Origin of the sequence: Actomonas aquatica, assembly GCF_019679435.2 — a bacterium.
Taxonomy (GTDB): domain Bacteria; phylum Verrucomicrobiota; class Verrucomicrobiia; order Opitutales; family Opitutaceae; genus Actomonas; species Actomonas aquatica.
In genome coordinates this window covers 6,050,945-6,069,933 of sequence record NZ_CP139781.1, presented here as the reverse complement: position 1 = coordinate 6,069,933, position 18,989 = coordinate 6,050,945, and the positions used below count along the sequence as shown (strand labels likewise).

Here is an 18,989-nt window from a genome sequence, read left to right as displayed (position 1 = left end):
TGCTCCAGCTTTGGCGCGACGCGTAGTTTCGCCAGCCTAATTAGGTTAAAATTATGTGTGGAATCGTAGGTTACGTAGGAAAGTCCAAGGCCGCTCCCATCATTCTCGATGGGCTCAAGCGGCTGGAATATCGTGGCTACGATTCGGCGGGCGTCGCGGTGCTGGGACAAGACGGCTTCAAGCTGGCCAAACAGACCGGACGCGTCGAGGGCCTGATTCAAAAAGCGGCCCCCTCCACTCTGCCCGGCTCCTGCGGCATCGGCCACACCCGCTGGGCCACCCACGGCGGCGTGACCAACGAGAACGCCCACCCGCACCTCTCCTCCGACGGCAAGATCGCCCTCATCCACAACGGTGTGATCGAGAACTACGCCGCCATTAAGAAATTCCTCCTCAGCAAGGGTTACACCTTCGCGTCCGAGACCGACACCGAGGTGCTCACCAACCTCATCGCCTACCACTACGAGAAGGAAGGCGATCCGGCCGACGGCGGCTCCCGCCTGCTCGAGAGCGTGCGCAAGACCCTCTTCCACGTCGAGGGCACCTACGGCATCTGCGTGCTCTGCAGTGATTGCCCCCGCGAACTCGTCGCCGCCCGCAAGGGTTCCCCGCTCATCCTCGGCGTCGGCCAGGATGAGCTCGTCGTCGCTTCCGACGTCGCCGCCCTCGTGAGCCGCACCCAGAACGTTGTCTACCTCAAGGACGGCGAGCTGGTCGGCATCCGCGACAACGCTTTCGAGATCTCCACCATCAACGATACCGACGTCTCGCCGGTCATCGACAAGGTCACCTGGCAGGTGCAGGACGCCGAGCTCGGCGACTACGCCCACTTCATGGAGAAGGAGATTTTCGAACAGCCTCAGGCCCTCGAAAACGCCATGCGCGGCCGTTTCGCCGAGGATGGCTCCACCGCCAACTTCGGCGGCCTCAACCTTTCCGCCAACGAACTGCGCGCCACCTCGCGCCTCATGTTCTGCGCCTGCGGCACCGCCATGTTCGCCGGCCTCGTCACCGAGCACCTCGTGGAGCGTTTCGCCCGCATTCCGGTCGAGTGCGACCACGCCTCGGAGTTCCGCTACCGCAACACCCCGCTGTTCTCCAACACCCTCTTTTTCGTCATCAGCCAATCCGGCGAGACCATCGACACCCTCGCCGCCATGCGTGAAGCCCAACGCAAGGGCTTCAAGGTGCTCGCGATCAACAACGTCGTCGGCTCCACCATCGCCCGCGAAGCCGATGGTGGTATCTACCAACACGCCGGCCCCGAGATCGGCGTCGCCTCCACCAAGGCCTTCACCTCGCAACTCATGATCGGCGCCATGCTCGCGCTCTACCTCGGCCGCATCCGGGACATGAGCTTCCGCGACGGTGTGGAGATCGTGAAGGCCCTCAAAGCCGCCCCCGACCTCGTGCGCGAGGCCCTGCAACAGGCCGATCACATCAAGCAGATCGCCCAACGCTACGCCCAGGTCAGCGACATGCTCTTCCTCGGTCGACTGGAGCTCTTCCCCATCGCCGCCGAAGGCGCGCTGAAGTTGAAGGAGATCTCCTACATCCACGCCGAGGCTTACCCCGCCGCCGAGATGAAGCACGGCCCCATCGCCCTCATCAACGCCGACTGCCCCTCCGTCTTCCTCGTCCCCAACAACGAGCTCTTCAACAAGGTCGTCTCCTCCATGCAGGAGATCAAAGCCCGCGGCGGCCCCATCATCGCCATCACGACCGACGACGCCGACCTGCCCGAGGGGCTGGCCGACGACGTCATCACGATTCCCGCCTGCCACGAGGCGGTGTTGCCCATTGTCGCCACGATTCCCCTCCAGCTCTTCAGCTACTACGTGGCGGTCGAGCGAGGCTGCGACGTGGACAAACCCCGCAACCTCGCCAAGTCGGTCACGGTTGAGTGACCGGCTCCGGCGTCGCCGCGACCGCGGCCAGCTGCTGCCGACGCCGATGCCAGAGCACAAACCCAAAGGCCCCCGCCGCCGCCCACGCCGCGTAGGTGCCGGGCTCCGGCACCGCTGAGAGCGGCACCGCGGCGAGACGACCGTCGATCGCGAAATGGCTGCCGACTTTGCCGTTGTAGGAATAGGCCCCCGTCACCGCCGCCTGCACCGAATCGATGATGACCTGAATGCCGCCGCCGGCGTTGCTCACGTCGTTCACAAACGCGTCGGCGATGGTGTATTCCGGCATACCGTTCACGCCCGCGCTGATTCTCACGCCTGACACCGTGTGATAGGCTTGGATGATGTCATCGCCTCCGGCTGAGGTGCTGCCGTAGTCGATCCGCATATACAGATCGGCGTAACCCACATCGATGGCCCGAATACCGTTGATTGCGATGTAGTAAAAAACGTCGGTCGGGTTCGCCGCGTAGAAACGATCCTCCACCGAGCTGCCCGTCCACGCCTCGTATTCGTGGTCGACGCCCAGGACGCCGGCCGGGATCACCAACGCGCCGGTGCTGGAGTTGAGACCGTTGCGCCCCTGCCCAAGATTCCAGCTGTTCTCAAAGTTACTCGAGTTGGGCCCGAAATGGATCGTCACGTCGCTCAGCGTGTAGCCCTGCGTCCCGAGCATCAGTTGAAACGACGTGAAGCCGCTCGCGCCGTCCGCCTGCGAAGCGAAGGTCGAGCCGTCGGGATCGGGGCCGTAGGGGCGACCCGCGACGAAGTGATAAGCCGTGCCGGAGGGCGCGTTGTCACTGATCAAGGTGTGACCGGTGGTCGCCGCGTCGGGCCCTTGGTAACCGGATACACCGTTGGTCGCCGCGGAACCGACAAACGAGATTTCGTTATCAAACACGCCAGTGGGCATATCGAACTGCGCCGATGTGATGCCCACGCCCAGGGTCGCCAGGCCGGTGAGGTGGAGGAAGCAGGAGGAAAGCGTTTTCATGGAACGCGGCCAGCCTAGCGCAAACGCATGGCCTCGCGCGTCACGTGATCGGGTTAGACGGCCCTCACCCGATCGGGTGAGTCCGTTTTGCACTAGGACGTTGCGCTGCCTCCCTCATCGCACACAACGATGCACCAGCAATGCCTCCCGACGCCGACGACGTTACCCCCGCCGCTTCCTCTGCTCCCGCCCCGCTTCGCGCCATCGTGGTCGAGGACGAGGCGATGATTCGGCAGATGGTCGGCATGGCGATCTCCCGCCAGGCGCAGTTTCAACTCGTCGGTGAAGCCGCCACCGCCGCCGAGGCCCGCCGCCTCTTTCAGCAACACGAACCGGCCGTGATGATTTGCGACGTCGGCCTGCCCGACCAGTCCGGCCTAGATCTCGCTCGCGACCTGCTCCAAGCCCACCCCGGCCTGCGTATCTTGGCGGTGACCGCCCGCCGCGATGGCGCCGCCGTGCGCGCCGCGCTCGACTCCGGCATCCTCGGCTTCGTCTCCAAGGGCGAACCTTACGACATCCTCGTCACCGCCTTGGAACAGATCGCCGCCGGGCTGCCCTTTTATTCGCCCGAAGCCCTCGCCCTGCTCCGCGGCGGACTCAGCACCGATGCCGAAGCCGTCGGCCTGCTCACCGCCCGCGAAAAGGAAGTCGTCGCCGAGTCGGCCCGCGGCTTCACCGTCAAAGAGATTTCCCACCGCCTCGGCATTTCAGAAAACACGGTCAAAACGCACCGTAAAAACGTCCTGCAAAAACTCGATCTGCACGACGTCGTGTCGCTCACCCACTTCGCCGTGCGCCACGGTTTGGTGAGCGTCTGAGTCAGCTCGCCTCGCCCGGCGCCGCAGCCGCCCGCTGCGGAAACCGCACGCTGAACCACGCGCCGCCCAGCGGATGCGTCGAGGTCTCATATCGCAGCTCCGCGCCCATCGCCGCCGCCAAACCGTGCGCGATCGCCAAACCCAAACCGTGGCTGCCCTCGCCCGCCGTCGGCTTGTTGCCCACCTGCGCGAAGCGCGCGAACAACCGCTCCCGCGCCTCCGGCGGAATCCCTGGCCCGCTGTCGATGACATCCACCATGACCGCCGTATCCGTGCCGCAACCACGCACCTCGATGCGCCCCCCGACCGGGGTAAACTTCACCGCATTGGACACCAGGTTGTCCAAGACCTGCTCCGTGAGCCGTGCGTCGCTCCGCACCACCTCGCTGAGCGAACTCTCGTCGCCGACCACCTCCAGCTGGAGGTCTTTGCCGCGCGCCGCCGCCGCGTATTGCGCCACGACCTTCCGAGCCACCTCGCCAGGCGCCACGTCCTGCCACTCGGGTTGCACCGCTCCGCTCTCAATGCGGTCGAGATCCAAGAGCCGATCTGTCGTCGCCACCAGCCTCCCCGCCACCTCATCGATCATGGTCGACAGCCGCCGCGCCTCCGGGATCTCAGTGGCGTCCTCGCGCAACAATCCGGCCATCCATCGCACATTGCCCAACGGACCGCGCAGGTCGTGCGCCACGATCCGTAAAAACTGATCCTTCTGCTCTCCCAGCGCCCGCAGGCGCGCGTGCGCCTCCCTCGCTTCCCGCGTCGCCTGCCGCTGTCGCCGCCACGCCCAGCCCAACCCCATCACAAACACCACCAACCCAGTCGCGCCCACCACCATCGCCTGCCGCTCAAACCGCGCCTGCGCCAGCTCCTGCGCCGCCCGCTCATTGGCCGTGCGAAGCCGCGTCACCTCCAGTTCGCGTTGCTGGGTGTCATGACGGATCTCCAACAACTCCACCCGACGCCGCGACGCATCACCCACGATTTGCTCGCGCAAGGCCGCATGCTCGCGCAGCGCCGCCAAGGCGTCTTCCCAGCGCCCCATCGCCTCCAACGCCCGCGCCCGGCCGTCCCATTGCTCCGCCAACAGCAGCGGCCCGCCCACCTGCTCCGCTCGCTCCCGCGCCCGCTCAAAATACTCCAGCGCCAGCTCCGGCTCCCCCGCCGCCAGCGCGATCTCGCCGAGTTGATTGGCCACATCGGCTTCGCCCCACGGCTCCGCGATCTCCACGTAAATCGCCAGACCGGCCGCCGCGTGCAGCTCCGCCAAGTCCAGATTGCCCGCCAGTCGCTCCAGCTTGCCCAGTTCACCGAGCGTCGACGCTTCGCCCGGCCGGTCCCCGATCGCCCGCCGCATCTCCAGCGAACGTTGCAAAGCCTCCCGCCCTTCATCGAGCCGCCCCAAATCCACCAGCGACGCGCCGACGTTGTTGTAGCTGATCGCGATCTCCCGCACATCGCCCGTCGTCTCCCGCAGCGCCAGCGCCTCGCGGTGATAACTCAGCGCCGCCTCCTCGCGGTTCATCTGTTCGTGCACCGCCCCGATGTTGTTAAGCGTCGACGCCACTTCCAGCGGCGCACTCCCGATCGCCCGATCGATCTCCAACGCCCGCTGATAATACTCCAGCGCCCCCGCAAAATCGCCCTCGGAGTCGAGCAGGATGCCGAGATTCGACAACGACGCCGCCACCCCGGCCTGATCCCCCGCCGCCTCGCGCAGTCGCATCGCCTGCAGCCAGTGTTCCCACACCGTCGCCAAATCCCCGCGCCGCCAAAACACCCCGCCGAGCGCGTTCAGCCCGTCGGCTTGCAGACGCGGTTCCTCCAACCGTTCACCCAACGCCGCCGCCTCCCGCGCCCGCGCCTCGGCCAACGCGTATTCGGACTGCACCCGATATTCCCAACTCAACTCCACCGCCAAATTGCCCCGCAACTTGCCCTCCACGCCAGTCTCCGCCAACCGCTCCCGCCACGCCTCCGCCTCCCGCACGATCTGCGCGCGCTCCACCGTGGCTTCTCCGTCCCGCAACGCCTCCAGCCATCGCCGCGCCTCCGCTTCCGCCTCCTGCGCCCAACCGCCGACCACTCCGCCCGCCCACATCAGGCCCCAAGCCATCACAGTCATTGTGAACCGACTTCTCATCCGGCCCGCAACTCAGCGCCTCCGCTCCAACTTGGCAACGACCCGCCGCCGTCAATTTCGGGTTGCGCCCCGGCCTTCCTGCCGGACCCAATAACCCTTCGCTCCGCCCGCCTTCGCTCCCATGCACATCCTACCTTCCCGCGAAACCTTTGCTCAACGCTCCCAGCAGGGAAACCTCGTCCCGGTGTATGCGGACCTGATGGCCGACCTCGAGACCCCCGTCTCCGCCTACGCGAAGCTCAAGCAGGCCGGCCCCTCCTTCCTCCTCGAATCCGTCGAAGGCGGCGAACACCTTTCGCGCTACAGCTTCATCGGCATCCGTCCCCGCAAGATTTTTGCCTGCGGCCCGGAGACCACCTCGATCCGCCACGCCGACGGTTCCAGCGAAACCATCGCCACCCCGGCCGACCCGCTCACCCTCATTGAGCAGGAAATGGCTGGCGTCACGCCGGTGTCCTCGCCCGACCTACCCCGCTTCACCGGCGGTGCCGTGGGGTTCGTGGGCTACGAATACATCACCCGCATCGAACCGACCGTGCCCGCCGCCCCGGTCGATGAGCACAAGCTGCCGCTCATCTACTTCATGCTGGTCGACTCCACCGCCATCTTCGACCGCGCCAAACAAACCCTGCGTCTCTGCGTCAACGCCCACATCGGCGACGATCCCGACGCCGCCTACGATCAGGCCGTCGCCGAGCTCAACGAACTCGCCGCCCTGCTCGCCGCCCCCACCCCCATCGCCCCGGCTTCGCTCAGCCGCATCGATCAGGTCGGTGTTCCCGCCGGCAACTTCACCCAGGAGCGCTTCGAAGCCGTCGTCGACGAGTGCAAGGAGTTCATCCGCTCCGGCGACATCATCCAAGTGGTGCCGTCCCAACGCTTCTCCCAGCCTTTCCAACGCAGCCCGCTCGATCTCTACCGCGCCCTCCGCACGGTCAATCCGTCGCCCTACATGTTCATCCTCGATACGGTCGACTACGCCATAGTCGGCGCGTCGCCCGAGGTGCACGTGCGTCTCACCGGCGACCGCGTCGAGATTCGGCCCATCGCCGGCACCCGCAAACGTGGCGCCACCGACGAAGAGGACGTCGCCCTCGAGAAGGACTTGCTGGCCGACGAGAAGGAACGCGCCGAGCACCTCATGTTGGTGGACCTCGCCCGCAACGACATCGGCCGTGTCTGCTCCTACGGCAGCGTGCACGTGCCGGAGATGATGGTCATCGAGCGCTACTCCCACGTCATGCACATCGTTTCGCAGGTGGAGGGCCACATCGCGCCCGACAAGTCCGCCTACGACCTCATGCGCGCCACCTTCCCCGCCGGCACCGTCTCCGGTGCCCCCAAGATCCGCGCCATGCAGATCATCGCCGACAAGGAACCCGTGCAACGTGGCTTCTACGCCGGCGCCCTCGGTTACTTCGGCTACGACGGCAATCTCGACTCCTGCATCATGCTGCGCACCTCCCTCATCAAGGACGGGCAGATTCACATCCAGGCCGGCGCCGGCGTCGTCGCCGACAGCGTGCCCGAATCGGAGTTTTTCGAGACCATCAACAAGGCCTCCGCCCTCTTCAAAGCCGTCCGCCTCGCGGAGAAGCTTTAAACCGCACCGGCGACTCGCGCCGGATGCAAAAACGGCCGATTTAGCGGTGGCGTCAGGCCGCCGTGCCGCCCTCTCCATGCCCCGCCCAACCGGTGCCCGATTGCCCCGTTTGGAAGCACCGGTTTGACCCATTTAGGGGTCACCCAAACCGGCTCATTAGCGAACTTCAACGCGAGCTAAACCCTTATGCCACTGGCTTATATCGGCGGATTTCAGCGGCACGACTTGCGGATAGTTGACTACTTGGCTAGTAATCGCGGAACCAAACGAGATCACAGCAGTCGGAGCTCTCGAACACCGGAATAAACCAGCTGTTCCTTCGCTCTCACTGCGGAACCTCCGAACCACTTATTATGGCCTCTACCATCACTCACGCTCGCACCGATCGCGCCTCCCTGTCCTCCATCGAAGCAGCCCCGGTAGTAAACGCAAATACGCCGCCCTCTTTCCTCGAGCGCCCCGAGCCTGCTCCCGCCGAAAAGCCGACCCCGTCCGACCGCAGCCACCTGCAGCTCTATCTGCAGGAAATCGGCAAAACCGCCCTCCTCACGCCCAAGCAGGAGGTCGAACTCGCCAACCGCATCCGCAAAGGCGACAAAGCCGCTCGCGATCACATGATCTCGGCCAACCTCCGTCTCGTCGTAAAAATCGCGATGGACTACAAGGACTTCGGCCTCCCGCTCCTCGACCTCATTTCCGAGGGCAACATCGGCCTCGTGAAGGCCGTCGAGCGTTTCGACCCGTCCAAGGGCGGTAAGCTCTCCACCTACGCCGCCTGGTGGATCAAGCAGTCGATCAAGCGCGCTCTCGCCAACCAGTCCAAGACCATCCGCCTCCCGGTCCACTTGGTCGACAAGATCGCCAAGATGCGTCGCACCGCCCTCGCCCTCACCGAGGAACTCGGCCGCGAGCCGACCGACGAAGAGATCGCGATCGAGCTCCAGATCCCGACCAACAAAGTCGCCCACCTCAAGAGCGTCAGCGTCCGTCCGGCCTCCCTCGACGCCCCGGTCGGCGAAGACGGCGACTCCACCACCTTCGGCGAAATCGTCGGTGACGAGAGCACGCCCGACCCGCTCGAGAATCTCAAAGAGCACTCCGAGAAGAGCGACCTCCACCACATGATCGACCAGCTCGATCCCCGCGAAGCCGAGATCCTGCGCTACCGCTTCGGTCTCGATGGCTACGACGAGCTCACCCTCGAGGAAGTCGGCCAGAAGTTCAACGTGACCCGCGAGCGTATCCGCCAGCTGCAGAACATCGCCCTCTCCAAGATGCGCAAGGCCATGGCTTCCCACAACGCCCAGCGCACCCGCGAGGAGATCGAGATCGAGAACCGCCGCGTGGCCCGCGAAGAGGTCATCCGCGAGTTCATCGAAGCGCGCGCCAACTAAGACACCTTTCATTGTAGACGTCTGTCCCGGCCGGGTCGCCTCGTGCGATCCGGCCGTTTTTTGTTGGTGGTTGCCGCGCCCCCCGGCTTCGCTGCTCACTCGCTGTTCGCCTCCGCTTCCGTCCATGCCGCCTCCGTCCCGCCGCCGCCTCCCCTCTGCCACGATCTGGCTGATCCTCTGGCTGCTGCTCGGCACGGTCCACGTGACCCAAGCCATCTGGACCAGCGGTTTCGCCGACCTCCCCGCCGGCCTCGGCGACGGCCGCTTCAACGCCCTCATCCTGGAACACGGTTACCAATCCTGGCGCGGCCATTACGACTGGCTGAGCCCCGGACAGTTTTACCCGACGACCCACACCCTCGGCTGGAGCGACACCCACCTCGGCACCCAACCCTTCTACACCAGCGCCCGCCTGCTCGGACTCGGCCCCGAGCGCGCCATGCAGGCCTGGTATATTGTCTGCGCCCTGCTCAACGTGCTGCTCGCCGTGCGACTCCTCCGCACGCTCGGCCTCGATGCGCGCTGGGCGCCGCCCATCGCCGTGGGCGCCTTCGCCGGCCTCAACCAAGTCTGGCTCACCGGCACCCACCCCCAACTCCTGCCCCTCTTCCCCGCGCTCTGGGCCGCCGGCCACCTCGTGCTCTATCTCCGTGAGCGCGCCCCGTGGCGACTGCTCGCCGTCGCCGGCGGCTTCGCCTGGCAATTCGCCGCCACGCCCTACCTCGCGTTCTTCGCCGGCTTCGTGACGGCGTTGGCACTTCTCACTGCCCGCGTGAGCGGTCTGCAGCTACCGACCGCCAGCAATGCGTCCCTCCCGCGCCCCGCCTACTTCGGCCACCTCATGCTCGCCGGAGCCGGCCTGCTCGCGGGTGGTGTGAACGTATGGGTTTATTCGCAGGCCGTGCAGAGCGGGGTGGGTCGCCCAATGCACGAGTTGGTCGACCTCGCGCCCACGTGGGCATCGTGGTTTTCCGTCCCCCCCGGCCACTGGCTTTATTCAACCGGCTGGTTCGGCGGCGAAATCACCAACGGCGAACACCAACTCCTCGGTGGACTCCTCCCGTGGCTCGGCGCCCTGCTCGCCCTCGCCTTCGGGCTGCGCCGCAACGCCAGCGGCCCTCAACGCCTCGCCGCCGTGCTTGCCGCCACCGGGTTCGTCACGGTCCTCTTCTTCGTCACCTGGCCCGGCGAGCTCTCCCTGTGGCTCCTGCTCGGCGACTGGATCGAGCCCCTGCGCGCCTTCCGCGCCGCCGGTCGAATCTCGGCGTTGGTGCACGCCCTGTTTTTCTGCGCCAGCGGACTGCTCCTGTGGTCGTGGTGGGAAAAACGCCGTCGGCTCGTGCCGCTGCTCCTCCTCGCCGCCCTCTTGGTGGAAACCACCGCCGTGCAACAACCGCACTACAGCGTGGCCGACGCTCAAGCCCGCCGTCATGCCATCGTCCGCGCGTGGCAGCAGGCCGGCGACCGCCCGGTGCTCGCCTGGGCTCCCGGCTTCACCAACCAGGACATGGCCGTGCAAAACCTCGACGCGTGGGCCGCTGCCCTATCGCTCCATCGTGTCACCCTGAATGGTTACTCCGGCGGCGCCCCAGCCACCCACCAGTTCTTCATCTGGAACCAATACGATCACGCCGCCCGCGCGCTCCTGCGCGACCAAGGCATCGACCCCGGCACCGTCTCCATCGTCAGCACCTTAGCCGATCCAGACATCGCCGCCACCGGCTACACGTTCTACGCCGAACGCCCACTGCAGCGCCTGGAAGCCTTCGACCTGCAGCCCGTCGCCTGGGACCTGACCGTGCCCCCCGAACGCTTCGAATTCGAAGAGACGGTATTCTACCAATTCACGCCGCGCGCCGAGGTTACTTTCCGCCTGCCGAATGACGTCACCGCCCTGCGCTACCGCACCGGCGCGCGCATTGGCTCCTGGAACAACGGCGGCCAATCCGACGGCTACACCCTGCGTTGGACGATCCAAGACGCCGCCGGCAACGAACTCGGCGGCAGCGAAGAGTTTTTTAACCCGCGGGACGATCCCTCCGTGCGCGGATTTATGGATCGCGAACTCCCCCTCCCCTCCGGCACCAATCGCCGCCTCATCCTCGAAGCCGGCCCCGGCCCCAGCGGCCTCACCAACTGGGACTGGCCCCTCATCGGCCACCTCCGCGCCGTGCGCTAACGGTTTGCCGGACACCTCAACCTGCGCTCACAAAGCCCAACGTCCACAACGCTGTTCTTCGCTGCGGGGCACTCATCGCTTTGCATTCACGCCCCGCTCGAACGCAAGCTTCAGCGCCTCGAACCACTCTTCTGATTCGATTATAAACCCAAACTTGCAAGGGACAGCGTTGTTCTCTGGCTCCGCCGACGGAACGTCCTGTTTCTTCATGAACGGCCGAAAACGTAGGGAGTGAAAACGAGCACACCGATGGTCGCCGCCCCGATGGCAGCGGCCAGCACCGAAAATGCGGCGACATCCTTCGCGTGCTTGATGCGCTCGCGCCATTCCAAGCTCACTTCATCAGCCAGGAATTCGAGGGCGGTATTCATCGCCTCGGAAAGCCAGACGATGGAAATCGAGCAAACAATCAGCGCCCACTCCAGTGTCGTGAGTTTACACCAGAATCCGGCAAGGACGACCACGAGGCTGGCAACCGCGTGAAACTTCGCATGGGGCTGGGTCGTGACGAGCACGCGAGCTCCCCGAAATGCGTGCCTAAAGGCTTCAACTCGCGCTTTCATTCTGACGGCCACCTATCGGCATAAGAGTGCCCGGAGTCAAAGCCCCAAACCGCTGCAAGCCTACGGGGTCTCTGGCTCCGTGGCGAAAGATCAACACGGATGATCCGTTGCCGCTGGGCTTAGCGAATCTTCGCGGTGATTAAAACCCCGCCCCCGGCCTAGCGCGAGCGAGCTCGCGGCCTACACCGAGAGGCACGTGAAACAACGCGGCCCGGAGGTCCGCGTCCACCTCTCCCTGCTTTGCGACCTTTGCGTCCTTTGCCGTCTTTGCGTTAAAACGCACCTGCCTCTCGGTCAGTTTGCCGGGTTCCCCTGCCCCTCCGCTTCCGTCCTTCCCTTCGTTCCCTTCTGTAAATCCTCCCTCCCGCCCCGATCCTCCCGCACCGCACCACCCACCCACAAAAAAACGCCCCGCGCGAGGCGGGGCGTTTCGTGTGATTGGTTTTCGGATACGACCGATGAAGACCGGGCTTATTCCTTGCCGACCGCGTCGTCGAGGATGTCGCCGAGGTTCATCATGTCGCCGCTGCTGTCGCGGTTGAGCGCCTCGAAGCTGGCGGTCTCGGCGGCGAGTTCGTCCTCCGAGTAGTTGGCCGCCTTGATCGAGAGGCCGAGACGACGCTCGTCGCGGTCGATCTTGATGACGCGGGCGGTGACTTCGTCGCCGGCCTTGAGCACGTCCTTCACCTTCTCGACGCGCTCCTCGCTGATCTGCGAGATGTGCACGAGACCGTCGATGCCATCCTTGAGCTCGATGAACGCGCCGAAGGAGGTCAGCTTGGTGACGGTGCCGTTGACGACGTCGCCGATCTTGAAGTGGCTGTCGATATCGGACCACGGATCGTCGGCGAGCTGCTTCATGCCGAGGCTGATGCGCTGCGACTGAGCGTCGACGTCGAGGACGATGGCGTCCACTTCGTCGCCCTTCTTGAGGACTTCGGACGGGTGGTTGACCTTGCGGGTCCAGGACATGTCGGAGACGTGCACCATACCGTCGATACCTTCCTCGAGTTCGATGAAGGCGCCGTAGGTGGTCATGTTGCGCACCTTGCCGTGGACGCGGGCGCCCACCGGGTAGTTGTGGCGGACCATATCCCACGGGTTCGGCTCGAGCTGACGGAGGCCCAGGGAGATCTTCTGCTCGTCCTTCTGGATGCCCAGAACAACGGCTTCGAGTTCCTGACCGACCTTGAGGAGCTCGGACGGCTTGGAGATACGCTTGGTCCAGGACATCTCGGTGATGTGCACGAGACCCTCGACGCCCGGCTCGATCTCGATGAACGCGCCGTAAGGAACGAGGTTGACGACCTTGCCGTGGATCTTGGAGCCGACCGGGAACTTCTTGTCGATCTCGTCCCAGGGGTTGTTGGTGGTCTGCTTGAGGCCGAGGGAGACACGCTCCTTCTCACGGTTGACCTCGATGATCATGACCTCGATCTCCTCACCCTGACGGAGCATTTCGCTCGGGTGAGAGATGCGGCCCCAGCTCATGTCGGTGATGTGCAGCAGGCCGTCCATGCCGTCGAGGTCGATGAACGCACCGAAGTCGGTGATGTTCTTGACCACGCCCTTGCGGACCTGACCCGGCTCGATCGACTCGAGGAGCTCGCGGCGCTTGTTGGCGCGCTGCTCTTCGATGAGCTCGCGGCGGGAGAGCACGATGTTCTTCCGCTCGAGGTTGATCTTGAGGACCTTGAAATCGTAGGTCTGGCCCACGTATTGGTCCAAATTCTTCGGCGGCTGCACGTCGATGTGCGAAGCCGGCAGGAAGGCGTCGACGCCGATCGAAACGATCAGGCCGCCCTTGACCTTGGAGCGGACGCGGCCGGAAGCCACGGTGCCCTCGGGGAACTTGGTGAGGATGTTCTCCCAGTTCTTCTTCTGCTGGGCCTTGTCGTAGGAGACGATCGGGTTGCCCTCCTTGTCCTCGACTTTTTCAACCAGCACTTCGATCGGGGAGCCGACCTGAAGGTCGCCGAGGTCGATGAACTCGTGCGCCGGGATGACGCCCTCGGACTTGCCGCCGATATCAACGATGACCTCGTTCTGGCGGATTTCGGTGATGATACCCTCGACGATCGAACCCTCGGTATTGAGGCTGAAATTCGACTCCGCGAGGAGTTCTTCCATGATGGAACTCATTGTATGTAACGAACTTCCTCGACTTGCTCCACGGTCTCGGTCGCCCGGGTGCCCCGTCGAAACGGAGCGTGGGTTGATGGTTTACACTGACAAAAAAACGACCGGTGGGAGCACCGCGACAGGACACCGATCGATCAAAGGAACAGTCGCGAACGGTCAGAATCGCCAAATTTTTCGCCCCAGCGCAAGCGGTAAATCACGCTCCTGCAGGCGGCTGCACCACCCGGCTGCCGGTCCGCGCCGCCCCCGCCCTACCGCCTCGGAGTGAGGGCAGATCACCCGCACGGGTGAGGCGGCGACGAACGTTCGCTTGCTAAACTGGCCGGCATGACCTTCGCCCTGCCCCCGCGTCCACTGCGCGGTCTCCTGCTGCTCCTCGGCCTCGCCACCGCCGTGCTGACCGCATCCGCCCAGATCGTGCGCTACCATGTTCACGATATGGCCTTTGACGATGGGGCGGCGGTGACCGGCTTCATCGACTTCGATCTCGATCTCGAACAGGTCGACGACATGGAGCTCTATTTTTGGGAGCCGACCAATCCTCCCGATCCGGTGGATGTCGTGTGGCCAGGCGTGGAATCGGTGACCGCACCTTACTACTACGATTTTGAGCCCAACGAACCGTATCTCAGTCTGCATACCGAAGCCAACATCGACTTCCAATCCGGGACGCTGCTGCAGCTGGGTTCCACCGCGAACTACTTCAATCTGCAACTGGAGGCATCCATGCTGGATGCCCCCCTCGTCATCGCTGCAGCCATCACCGACGGCGTGCTGCAGGGCAGCTACGAAACGGCCAGTCTGCCGTTCAGCTTCTGGAATATCGGCTACTCGGGTTACGTCCATTTTGAACGCAGCCTCACTTCGGGTTACCTGTCGCAGACCGCGCCGTTGTCGGCCGTGCCCGAACCGGCGCACTACTCTCTGGCGCTCGGGGTCGGCTGCTTTGGCTACCTCGCGTGGCGACGACGACGTCAGCAACCCACGTCCGCGACCGAACCTCAGCGTCCTGCCCCGACTGAGCCGGGGGACGGTTGACTCGGCGGCAACCAGCTGCCTTCGCCCAACTTCGCTTCCAAGGCCTCGAAGATGCTGTCGTAGCGGCCGTGTTGCGCGTGCGACTCACGAGTCGCGCCCGCCTTGAAGTTGCCCTCGAAGGCTTCCCGCACCTTGAGCTCCACGCTGCTCTCGGTTTCGCCGACTTCCTGGAGACGGGCCGAGATAAAGAACTGCCGCGAGGAGCCGGGATCATCGCCTTCCAGTAGGTGGCTGTAAGCCTCGATCACACCTTGGGCGGGCTGGGCGCGCGAGATGGTGTAGCCCATCGTTTCCAGCACATCGACGAGCGCCTCAAACACGACCGGCTTCGTCCGAGCGTAGAAATTGGACTGCGACTGCACGGCGGGCAGCTGCAGCGAGGCGGCCTTTTCCTCAATGGTGGCGCAGCCGCCGAGCAGGAGCGCGGCGACGAGGACAAAAACGGGGCGATGGGTCATGGCAGAAGTCCGACCACTCAGGCCGGCTGTTGTTGCGAAAGACAATGCAAAGTGCCCAAGCCCCAGATGATCTCGGCGCAATCGACCGGCACCACTTCGCGGCCGGGGAAGCATGAGGCGATGATCGCGCAGGCTTCGGCGTCGCGACGCTTTTGCCGGAAGGTCGGCACCAACACGGCGTCGTTGATGATGAGGAAATTGGCGTAACTGGCCGGCACGCGTTCGCCCTTGATCAACACCGGGCGTGGCATGGGCAGCTCGACGATGTCGATCGGCTTGCCCTGCATCGTGCGGAAGTCGCGCATGCGTTCGAGATTGGCCGCGAGCAACTTGTGATTGGGGTCGCGCTTGTTTTTTTCAACGCAGGTGATGAGGCCATCGGCGCGGAAGAAGCGCGTGATGTCGTCGATATGCCCGTCGGTATCGTCGCCCACGATGCCCTCGCCCAGCCAGAGGATGCGGCGCACGCCGAGCATGTCCTTCAGGGCGCGCTCGATCTCAGCCTTCGTCATCGTCGGGTTACGATTCGGGTGCAGCAGGCACTGCTCACTCGTGAGCAAGAGCCCCTTGCCGTTCACGTCGATGGAGCCGCCTTCCATCACCATCGACTTCTCGAAGCGACGCAGCTTCAGCGCGCGGGCGATCGACGGCGGGATCTCATTGTCCAAGTCGTAGGGCGGGTATTTGCCGCCCCAGGCATTGTGCATCCAATCGGTCAACGCGACTTCACCGGTCTCGCGGTGCTTCACGAAGATCGGGCCATGATCGCGACACCACGCGTCGTTGGTCGGGTGGTCGTAGAATTCGACTCGCGACATCACCGCATCGGCCTTCACGCAGAGCGCCTTGGCTTTCTCCTGCAGCGGCGCGGCGAGATTGATGCGCACCTTCTCGAAGCGGCTGATCGCCGCGACGTAGGCCGCGTAGTGTTTGGGGATGTTGCGCCACAGACCCGGCCAGGAGGCCTTCTTGTGGGGCCACGACAGCCACACCGCTTCCTGCGGTTCCCACTCCGCAGGCATACGGAAGCCAAGGGCCGCGGGGGTATCTTTGTTGGTTGATGCCTTCATACTTTAGGCCGCGCTAGCGGCATTCGAAACTAGCCGGGCGGTTTAGCGCCCGGGAACTGGATTCTCCGGTGGACTGGTGCGTCGCGGCGCGACGCCTGAATTCATCCCAGTAAATAACGCTCATCAAACTCGATGCCATGTCGCTCCATGAAGGTTTGGTATTCCTCGGCAAAGGTCGTGACACGATGATGTTCAGGTTGATTGCGGATATACTCTCGAACGACCGGGATCTGAGATTCGCTCACCGTGAATGCGCCATATCCGTCCTGCCAGCCAAAGTGACTCAACGCGGGAAAGTTATCGTGGATCCAACGGGACGAAGCTCCTTTGAGCAGCTGAAGCGCCTTGGACAGAGCAAGGCTCGGCGGAAGCACCAGGAGGAGGTGGATGTGGTCTGCGACCCCGCCAATCTCCAGCGCCTTCATCCCGTTTTCCCGGGCGATGCCTCCCAAGTAGGGCCAAAGCCGTTCACACACTGATTCAACCAACCAGGGCTCCCGTTTTTTGGTGCTGAACACCACGTGATACTGGAGCGAGGTGTAGGTATTGGCCATAGGGCGAACTGCGCTCAGTCGTCGCGACGCGACGATGCTTCGAGGTGTCCAACTACCCGGCGATGAATCGCCCGGCTACGAGCATTCGCCGCTGACGCGGCTTGGGCGGAGGCCGACGGGATGAACCGAAACCGATTCATCCTGCCCCTCAGGTGTTGTCGATGTAACGCTTCGTCAGGTCGCCGTAGGCGTCGATGCGACGGTCGCGCAGGAACGGCCAATGCGTCCGGGTGACGTCGACTTTACCCAACTCGATCGGAACGAGCAGGATCTCTTCCTTGTCGACCGAGGCCTTCTGCAGGATCTGGCCGCTGGTGCCGGCCACAAAACTCTGGCCCCAGAACTCGATGCCATCACCGCCGATCGGCGTCTCAAGACCGATGCGATTGACCGCCGCCACGTAGCAGCCGTTGGCCACCGCATGACTGCGCTGGATCGTTTCCCAGGCGCCGTGCTGGTTCTCGCCATACTCCGCCTTCTCAGACGGATGCCAGCCGATCGCCGTCGGGTAGAATAGGATCTCGGCGCCCTGCAGCGCCGTGAGGCGGGCACCTTCCGGATACCATTGGTCCCAGCACACGAGCACGCCGATGCGGCCGTATTTGGTGTCCCAGGCCCGGAAGCCCGTGTCGCCCGGCGTGAAGTAGAACTTCTCGTAGAAGAGCGGATCATCCGGAATGTGCATCTTACGGTAGATGCCCAGCAACGAACCGTCGGCGTCGATGATCACCGCGGTGTTGTGGTAGAGCCCGGAGGCGCGCTTTTCGAAGAGCGACGCGACGATCACCACACCGTGCTTCTTGGCGATCTTCTGGAAGGCCTTGGTGCTCGGACCGGGAATCGACTCGGCGAGGAGGAAGTTCTCGTGGTCCTCGCTCTGGCAGAAATATTGCGAGCGGAAGAGCTCCTGCGTGCAGATGATCTTCGCGCCCTGCTTCGCGGCTTTCTCGGCCAACGAGAGGGTTTTCTTGAGGTTGGCTTTGGGATCGCCGGTGCAGGCGTGCTGCAACAGGCCGAGGGTGACGGTCTTCATATCGGATTTGGGATGTGGGACTTTCGATTCAGCGGCGGCCTACCCGGCCTTCTCGATCAACGACTGTAGCAAATCGAAAACCGAGAAGCGCGAAATCGAAAATCAATAGACCACTTTGTTGAGCGGATACTCGACGATTCCCTCGGCGCCGAGCGCCTTGAGTTGCGGGATGATTTGGCGAGCCACCTTTTCGTCGATGACGGTTTCGAGCGCGACCCAGCCCGCGGCATTGAGCTGCGAGATGGTCGGGTTGCGCAGCGCGGGGAGCTCCTTGACGACCGCGTCGAGCGAGGCCTCGGGGAGATTCATTTTGAGACCCACCTTGCTCTCCGCCTCAAGCGCGCCTTGGAGCAGCATGGCGATCGTCTCGATCTTCTTGCGTTTCTCGGGGTTGGCCCAGCTGGCCTTGTTGGCGATGAGCTTGGTGTTGGTTTCGAGCAGGGTGTCGACGATGCGCAGCTTGTTGGCGCGCAGGGAGGAGCCGGTCTCGGTGATGTCGACGATGGCGTCGACCAGATCAGGCACCTTCACCTCGGTCGCGCCCCAGGAGAACTCGACCTTGGCGTCCACACCCTTTTCGGCGAAGTAACGCTGCACCGTGCCCATGAGCTCGGTGGCGACCCGCTTGCCGGCGAGGTCCTCGGCCTTTTGCACCGGAGAGTCCTCCGGCACGCAGAGCACCCAGCGGGACTTGAGGGTCGAAGCGCGGCTGTAGATCAGGTCGCAGACCTCCACCACGTCGCTCTCGTTTTCCCGCACCCAATCCCAACCGGTGAGACCGCAGTCGAAGAAACCAGACTCCACGTAACGGCTCACCTCCTGAGCGCGCACAAAACGGCCGTCGAGCTCCGGATCGTCGATGGACGGGCGATACGAGCGGGAACTCGTCTTAATCTTCCAGCCGGCCTTGGCGAAGAGGGCTTTGGTCGACTCCTCGAGGCTGCCCTTCGGCAGTCCGAGCATTAGCAGAGGGGTGGATGCGGACACGCCGGGAAAAGCAGACTCCCCCCACCCCACCTTCAAGCCCAATTTTGCGCTACAGTTACCCCGTCTTGGTGCACCAGCTTTGCTTTGACAGGCTGCACCCCCT

General features: G+C 64.1%; 15 protein-coding genes. 6 read left to right on the top strand and 9 right to left on the bottom strand.

The window, feature by feature from the left end; genetic code table 11:
- The first annotated feature begins 53 nt into the window (after positions 1–53).
- Positions 54–1,907, top strand: a complete 1,854-nt coding sequence (glmS, locus tag K1X11_RS23280) for a glutamine--fructose-6-phosphate transaminase (isomerizing) (protein WP_221030097.1) — start codon at positions 54–56, stop codon at positions 1,905–1,907.
- Here the strand turns inward: glmS and K1X11_RS23275 are convergent.
- On the bottom strand, positions 1,894–2,901 hold the full coding sequence (locus tag K1X11_RS23275; protein ID WP_221030098.1) for a hypothetical protein: 1,008 nt from the start codon (positions 2,899–2,901) through the stop codon (positions 1,894–1,896). The two genes, glmS and K1X11_RS23275, sit on opposite strands and share 14 nt — an antisense overlap.
- Before the next feature lie 140 nt (positions 2,902–3,041).
- Here K1X11_RS23275 and K1X11_RS23270 point away from each other — a divergent pair, with 140 nt between their 5' ends.
- Complete coding sequence (locus K1X11_RS23270) at positions 3,042–3,722, top strand: response regulator (protein WP_221030099.1); 681 nt, start codon at positions 3,042–3,044, stop codon at positions 3,720–3,722.
- Between the two features lies 1 nt (position 3,723).
- Here K1X11_RS23270 and K1X11_RS23265 read toward each other — a convergent pair whose 3' ends face one another.
- Positions 3,724–5,847 (bottom strand): ATP-binding protein, encoded by a 2,124-nt coding sequence (locus tag K1X11_RS23265; RefSeq protein ID WP_221030100.1) that lies wholly within the window; start codon positions 5,845–5,847, stop codon positions 3,724–3,726.
- Between the two features lie 139 nt (positions 5,848–5,986).
- On the opposite strand from K1X11_RS23265, the gene trpE reads away from it, so the two are divergent.
- From trpE to K1X11_RS23250, 3 genes are all read left to right on the top strand, one after another.
- Positions 5,987–7,468 (top strand): anthranilate synthase component I, encoded by a 1,482-nt coding sequence (gene trpE, locus K1X11_RS23260; protein WP_221030101.1) that lies wholly within the window; start codon positions 5,987–5,989, stop codon positions 7,466–7,468.
- 353 nt (positions 7,469–7,821) lie between these two features.
- A complete protein-coding gene (locus tag K1X11_RS23255; RefSeq protein WP_221030102.1) occupies positions 7,822–8,862 on the top strand; it encodes a sigma-70 family RNA polymerase sigma factor in 1,041 nt (346 codons plus the stop codon).
- Positions 8,863–8,986: 124 nt separating this feature from the next.
- A complete protein-coding gene (locus K1X11_RS23250; protein WP_221030103.1) occupies positions 8,987–11,041 on the top strand; it encodes a hypothetical protein in 2,055 nt (684 codons plus the stop codon).
- Between the two features lie 206 nt (positions 11,042–11,247).
- On the opposite strand, the gene K1X11_RS23245 is transcribed toward K1X11_RS23250, so the two are convergent.
- On the bottom strand, positions 11,248–11,604 hold the full coding sequence (locus tag K1X11_RS23245) for a diacylglycerol kinase family protein (protein ID WP_225919341.1): 357 nt from the start codon (positions 11,602–11,604) through the stop codon (positions 11,248–11,250).
- 471 nt (positions 11,605–12,075) lie between these two features.
- Positions 12,076–13,746 (bottom strand): 30S ribosomal protein S1, encoded by a 1,671-nt coding sequence (rpsA, locus tag K1X11_RS23240; RefSeq protein ID WP_225919342.1) that lies wholly within the window; start codon positions 13,744–13,746, stop codon positions 12,076–12,078.
- 327 nt (positions 13,747–14,073) lie between these two features.
- On the opposite strand from rpsA, the gene K1X11_RS23235 reads away from it, so the two are divergent.
- A complete protein-coding gene (locus K1X11_RS23235) occupies positions 14,074–14,784 on the top strand; it encodes a hypothetical protein (protein WP_221030105.1) in 711 nt (236 codons plus the stop codon).
- Here K1X11_RS23235 and K1X11_RS23230 read toward each other — a convergent pair.
- From K1X11_RS23230 to hisG, 5 genes are all read right to left on the bottom strand, one after another.
- On the bottom strand, positions 14,748–15,242 hold the full coding sequence (locus K1X11_RS23230; protein WP_221030106.1) for a hypothetical protein: 495 nt from the start codon (positions 15,240–15,242) through the stop codon (positions 14,748–14,750). The genes K1X11_RS23235 and K1X11_RS23230 overlap by 37 nt on opposite strands.
- Positions 15,243–15,259: 17 nt before the next feature.
- A complete protein-coding gene (locus tag K1X11_RS23225; RefSeq protein ID WP_221030107.1) occupies positions 15,260–16,264 on the bottom strand; it encodes an agmatine deiminase family protein in 1,005 nt (334 codons plus the stop codon).
- 149 nt (positions 16,265–16,413) lie between these two features.
- Positions 16,414–16,866: an IS200/IS605 family transposase gene (gene tnpA / locus K1X11_RS23220; RefSeq protein ID WP_221030108.1), complete on the bottom strand. Its 453-nt coding sequence runs from the start codon at positions 16,864–16,866 to the stop codon at positions 16,414–16,416.
- A gap of 148 nt (positions 16,867–17,014) precedes the next feature.
- On the bottom strand, positions 17,015–17,899 hold the full coding sequence (locus tag K1X11_RS23215) for a carbon-nitrogen hydrolase (protein WP_221030109.1): 885 nt from the start codon (positions 17,897–17,899) through the stop codon (positions 17,015–17,017).
- A gap of 102 nt (positions 17,900–18,001) precedes the next feature.
- Positions 18,002–18,862, bottom strand: coding sequence for an ATP phosphoribosyltransferase (hisG, locus tag K1X11_RS23210; protein WP_221030110.1), 861 nt, complete (start codon positions 18,860–18,862; stop codon positions 18,002–18,004).
- Between the last annotated feature and the right edge of the window lie 127 nt (positions 18,863–18,989).

Coding starts and splice junctions, on each gene's coding strand:
- K1X11_RS23235 (WP_221030105.1), top strand. CDS start 14,074: ATGACCTTCGCCCTGCCCCCGCGTCCACTGCGCGGTCTCCTGCTGCTC.
- K1X11_RS23225 (WP_221030107.1), bottom strand. CDS start 16,264: ATGCCTGCGGAGTGGGAACCGCAGGAAGCGGTGTGGCTGTCGTGGCCC.
- K1X11_RS23275 (WP_221030098.1), bottom strand. CDS start 2,901: ATGAAAACGCTTTCCTCCTGCTTCCTCCACCTCACCGGCCTGGCGACC.
- trpE (WP_221030101.1), top strand. CDS start 5,987: ATGCACATCCTACCTTCCCGCGAAACCTTTGCTCAACGCTCCCAGCAG.
- K1X11_RS23250 (WP_221030103.1), top strand. CDS start 8,987: ATGCCGCCTCCGTCCCGCCGCCGCCTCCCCTCTGCCACGATCTGGCTG.
- K1X11_RS23245 (WP_225919341.1), bottom strand. CDS start 11,604: ATGAAAGCGCGAGTTGAAGCCTTTAGGCACGCATTTCGGGGAGCTCGC.
- K1X11_RS23215 (WP_221030109.1), bottom strand. CDS start 17,899: ATGAAGACCGTCACCCTCGGCCTGTTGCAGCACGCCTGCACCGGCGAT.
- glmS (WP_221030097.1), top strand. CDS start 54: ATGTGTGGAATCGTAGGTTACGTAGGAAAGTCCAAGGCCGCTCCCATC.
- K1X11_RS23255 (WP_221030102.1), top strand. CDS start 7,822: ATGGCCTCTACCATCACTCACGCTCGCACCGATCGCGCCTCCCTGTCC.
- tnpA (WP_221030108.1), bottom strand. CDS start 16,866: ATGGCCAATACCTACACCTCGCTCCAGTATCACGTGGTGTTCAGCACC.
- K1X11_RS23270 (WP_221030099.1), top strand. CDS start 3,042: ATGCCTCCCGACGCCGACGACGTTACCCCCGCCGCTTCCTCTGCTCCC.
- hisG (WP_221030110.1), bottom strand. CDS start 18,862: ATGCTCGGACTGCCGAAGGGCAGCCTCGAGGAGTCGACCAAAGCCCTC.
- K1X11_RS23230 (WP_221030106.1), bottom strand. CDS start 15,242: ATGACCCATCGCCCCGTTTTTGTCCTCGTCGCCGCGCTCCTGCTCGGC.
- K1X11_RS23265 (WP_221030100.1), bottom strand. CDS start 5,847: ATGACTGTGATGGCTTGGGGCCTGATGTGGGCGGGCGGAGTGGTCGGC.
- rpsA (WP_225919342.1), bottom strand. CDS start 13,746: ATGAGTTCCATCATGGAAGAACTCCTCGCGGAGTCGAATTTCAGCCTC.